General features: G+C 66.7%; 5 protein-coding genes. All 5 read right to left on the reverse strand.

What is annotated here, in order from left to right:
• Positions 1-50: 50 nt before the first annotated feature.
• Positions 51-935: an RNase adapter RapZ gene (gene rapZ, locus DBR20_RS06400; protein ID WP_162292003.1), complete on the reverse strand. Its 885-nt coding sequence runs from the start codon at positions 933-935 to the stop codon at positions 51-53.
• A 27-nt stretch (positions 936-962) separates the two neighbouring features.
• Positions 963-1,913 carry an HPr(Ser) kinase/phosphatase gene (gene hprK, locus DBR20_RS06405; protein ID WP_004147299.1) on the reverse strand — a complete coding sequence of 317 codons (951 nt, stop codon included), beginning with the start codon at positions 1,911-1,913 and terminating at the stop codon, positions 963-965.
• Complete coding sequence (locus DBR20_RS06410; RefSeq protein ID WP_032977285.1) at positions 1,910-2,362, reverse strand: PTS sugar transporter subunit IIA; 453 nt, start codon at positions 2,360-2,362, stop codon at positions 1,910-1,912. Before DBR20_RS06410 ends, hprK begins: the two co-directional genes overlap by 4 nt.
• A 21-nt stretch (positions 2,363-2,383) precedes the next feature.
• Positions 2,384-2,701: a ribosome-associated translation inhibitor RaiA gene (gene raiA, locus DBR20_RS06415; RefSeq protein ID WP_004147311.1), complete on the reverse strand. Its 318-nt coding sequence runs from the start codon at positions 2,699-2,701 to the stop codon at positions 2,384-2,386.
• 58 nt (positions 2,702-2,759) lie between these two features.
• On the reverse strand, positions 2,760-3,942 hold a 1,183-nt coding region (locus DBR20_RS06420), incomplete at its 5' end, for an RNA polymerase factor sigma-54 (protein WP_258223231.1).

The following is a 3,942-nucleotide window of genomic DNA, read 5'->3' on the forward strand; positions in this document are numbered from 1 at the left end:
ACGTTGCCGTGGTTTCTGCGGGTGCCGGGCGCAGCCCGGCCGACCACCCCTCAATCCTGCTCGCGGTGGTACGTCGCCACGTCTTCCCAGCCCATCTCACGTGCATGGCGCGCCAAGCGTTCGGCCAGGAACACCGAGCGGTGCTTGCCACCGGTACAGCCGAAGGCCACCGTCACATAGCTGCGAGTGCCATCACCCAGCTTGGGCAGCCAGGTATCCAGGAAATCCATCAGCTGCGCCAGGTAGCGCTGCACATCCGGCTGCGCTTCCAGGTAATCGCGCACGCCGGGTTCGCGACCGCTCAGCGCCCGCAGTTCCGGATCCCAGTGCGGGTTGGGCAGCACGCGCGCGTCGAACACGAAGTCGGCCTCGGCCGGCACGCCGCGCTTGTAGGCGAACGATTCGAACAGCAGCGACAGGCGCGTGGCATGGCCCATCGCGAATTCGGTGATGATCCGGCGCCGTAGCTGATGCACGTTCAACGCACTGGTATCGATCACCGCATCGGCTTCGCGGCGCAGCGGCGCGATCAGTTCGCGCTCGCGGGCGATCGCTTCCGGCAGCGACAGGCCCAGCTGGCTCAGCGGGTGCCGGCGGCGGGTGTCGGCATAGCGCTTGAGTACCGTTTCATCATTGGCCTCGAAAAACAGCACCTTGGCGTCCACGCCGGCATCGGTGGCCAGCTGCCGCCAGCTGGACAACTGGGTCAGGTCGCTTTGCCCACGTACATCGATGCCCACCGCCAGCCGGCGCGCTGCTGCACCGTTGTGGTGGCTCAGGACATTGCGCACGAAGTCCGGCAGCAGCTGGATCGGCAGGTTGTCCGAGCAGTAGTAGTCCTGGTCCTCGAAGGTCTTCAGGGCGACGGATTTACCCGAGCCGGACAGGCCGCTGACGATGATCAGGGTCGGGGCGGTGGGACTGACGGTGCTCATGGACGGACTCTTCGAAGGGCAGGGGGGTCAGGGCGTTCGCCGTTCCAGCAGGTTGCTGTGGCGGGCGATGAACATCGCCGCCGGGTCGATACCCTTGGTACGCAGAATGTGCAGGCGGGTGGCCGCCTCGGTCAGAACGGCCAGGTTGCGGCCGGGCATCACCGGCAGGGTGATCAGCGGCACGTCCAGGTCCAGCACGTGGCGCGTGCCCGAGTCGCCGGTCAGGCGCTCGTAACCATGGGGGGTGGGTTCGGTCATCGGCTTGGTCAGGTGGACGATCAGCCGAAGGTACTTGTTCTTCTTTACAGCGGTGTCGCCAAACATCTCGCGCACGTTCAGCACGCCCAGGCCGCGCACTTCCAACAGGTCCTGCAGCAGCTCCGGGCAGGTGCCATCGAGCACGTCGGGGGCGATCTGGGTGAACTCGGGGGCGTCGTCGGCCACCAGGCGGTGACCGCGGCTGAGCAGTTCCAGGGCCAGCTCGCTCTTGCCCGATCCCGCTTCACCGGTGATCAGCACGCCGATGGAGTAGATCTCCATGAACACGCCGTGCAGGATCACCCGCGGCGCCAGCGTACGCGCCAGATGGTAGGACAGGTGGTTGAGCAGTTCGTGGCCGCGCTTGGGCGACAGCCACAGCGGCGTGCCGGATTCATCGGCGGCCGCGCGCAGGTCTTCCGGGCAGGGCTGGTTGCGGGTCAGCACCAGCGCCAGCGGATGCGACTGCATGATTTTTTCGATGGTCTCCCAGCGCTGGCGTGGTTCCAGCGCGTCCAGCCAGGACAGTTCCTCGGTACCGAGGATCTGCACCTTGTTGGGATAGATCGCATTGAGATAGCCGGCCAGCGAAGGGCGTCGCGAGACCGTATTGCCGGCCTCCAGCTCGCGCTTCTCGCCGGATTTGCCCGCAGCCCAACGCAGGCCAAGCCGCTCACGCTGCTGTTCGAACAGTTCGCGGGCAGTGATGCTGGTATTCATGCGGCGCTCGCTGGTGGGGTCAGGTCCAGGGCCTGGCGCAGCTCCCGTGCATCACCGGCCTCGCGCAGCGCCTGGCGGATGCAGGGCGCGGAAAACAGCTCGGCCAGCTCGGACAGCAGCATCAGGTGCTGATGGGTGTAGTGGGCGGGAACGGCCATGGCGAACACCAGGTCCACCGGCTCGTCGCCACCGAAATCGACCGGGGTCTGCAGGCGCAGCAGCGCGCCTCGGGGTCGATCCAGGGTCGGCGCACGACCATGCGGGATGGCGATGCCGTAACCGATCGCGGTACTGCCCAGCGCTTCGCGCTGGCACAGGTTGAGATAGATCTGTTCGGCATTGGCCTGGCGGCAGGCCAGCAATCCGGCCGCGGCCTGCAGGACGCTGTCGCGGTCGGTGGCCGTGCAGAGCTGGGTCTGCACGGCCGCCAGGAGGTCAGTCAGGGGCATGTCTGCGGGGAGCGGTGGCGATCAGCCACCATTGTCGCCCACCGGCAGCGGTGCGTGCTGCTGTTTTTTCTCCTTGTGCTTGATCACCAGGCGGTCAAGCTTGTCCGCCAGCAGGTCGATCGCGGCATACATGGTCTGCGCATTGGCTTCAGCGTGCAGGGTCTGACCCGGAATATTGAGGCTGGCATCGACGTGGTGTTCAGTCTTCTGCAGCTTGAGGGTCACCCGCGCTTCGCAGTGCTGGTCGAAGTGTTTGCCGATCCGGGCCAGCTTCTCCTCTACATAGGACTGCAGGGCCGGGGTGACTTCGACATCTTTGCCAAACGTTTCGATGCGCATCGGGTTTCTCCTTTGATCGGATGTGCCAATGAACCTCTCCGCCGGGCGCGGCGGCGCGTCAAACGATTCTGACTCTTTCGTGCGAGGCGGAGATGTTCATGGCCTCACGATACTTCGCCACGGTGCGCCGCGCTACTGGGATTCCCGATGTCTTGAGCAGGTCAGCCAGCTTGGCGTCAGAAAGCGGCTTGCGTGGGTTCTCGTCATCGATCAGGCGCCGGATCATGGCCTGGATGGCGGTGCTGGACGCTTCGCCACCGCCGTCGGTGTCGATGCCCGAGGCGAAGAAGGCGCGCAGCGGCAGGGTGCCGCGTGGCGTACGCACATGCTTGCGGGCGATCGCGCGCGACACGGTGGATTCGTGCAGGCCCAGCTCGCCGGCGATCTCGCGCAGGGTCAGCGGGCGCAGCGCCTGTTCGCCGAATTCAAGGAAGCCCGCCTGCTGCTGGATCAGGCTGCGCACCACCCGCAGCAGCGTCTCGCCACGCGCCTGCAGGCCCTTCAGCAGCCAGCGCGCTTCCTGCAGCTGGCCGCGCAGATAACCGGCATCGGCGTCACCGCAGCGACGGATCATCTGCTCGTATCCGCGGTGGATCACCAGCTTGGGGCCGGCATGGGCGGCCAGCGCCGCGCGCCAGATGCCGTTCTGCCGCCACACGACCACGTCCGGCACCACGTAGGTGTCCTGGGCGAGCGGAGCGATCTGGGTGCCGGGGCGAGGGTCCAGCGAGCGCAGCAGGGCCACGGCGGTCTCGACCTCGGCCAACGGCTGCTTCAGCTGCTGGGCCAGGCCCGTCACGCCGCTGCGCGGCAGTTGTTCCAGTGGACCGGCGGCGACCTGTCGGGCCAGGGCCAGGCACGGGGTGTCGACAGGCAGCACGTCCAGCTGCAGTTGCAGGCATTCGCCGAGGCTGCGTGCGGCCACGCCAACGGGGTCGAAGCGCTGGATCTGGTGCAGCACGGTCAGGATTTCGTCTTCGCCGGCATGGATCGCCGGCAACAGCGCTTCGGCAATGGCCGAGAGCGGCTCGCGCAGATAGCCATCGTCTTCCAGCGAATCGATCAGTGCCGCACCGATGCTGCGGTCGCGGTTGGACAGGTGGGTCAGGTGCAGCTGCCACAGCAGGTGGTCGGCCAGGGTTTCGGTTTCGGCGACGCGTTCGGCGGCACTGCCGTTGTCGTCGTCATCATCGAAACTACCGCCGCTGCCGCCACTGCTCCAGTCCAGCTCGGCGGGCGCC

It is taken from the genome of Stenotrophomonas sp. HMWF023 (assembly GCF_003060985.1).
Classification (GTDB): domain Bacteria; phylum Pseudomonadota; class Gammaproteobacteria; order Xanthomonadales; family Xanthomonadaceae; genus Stenotrophomonas; species Stenotrophomonas lactitubi.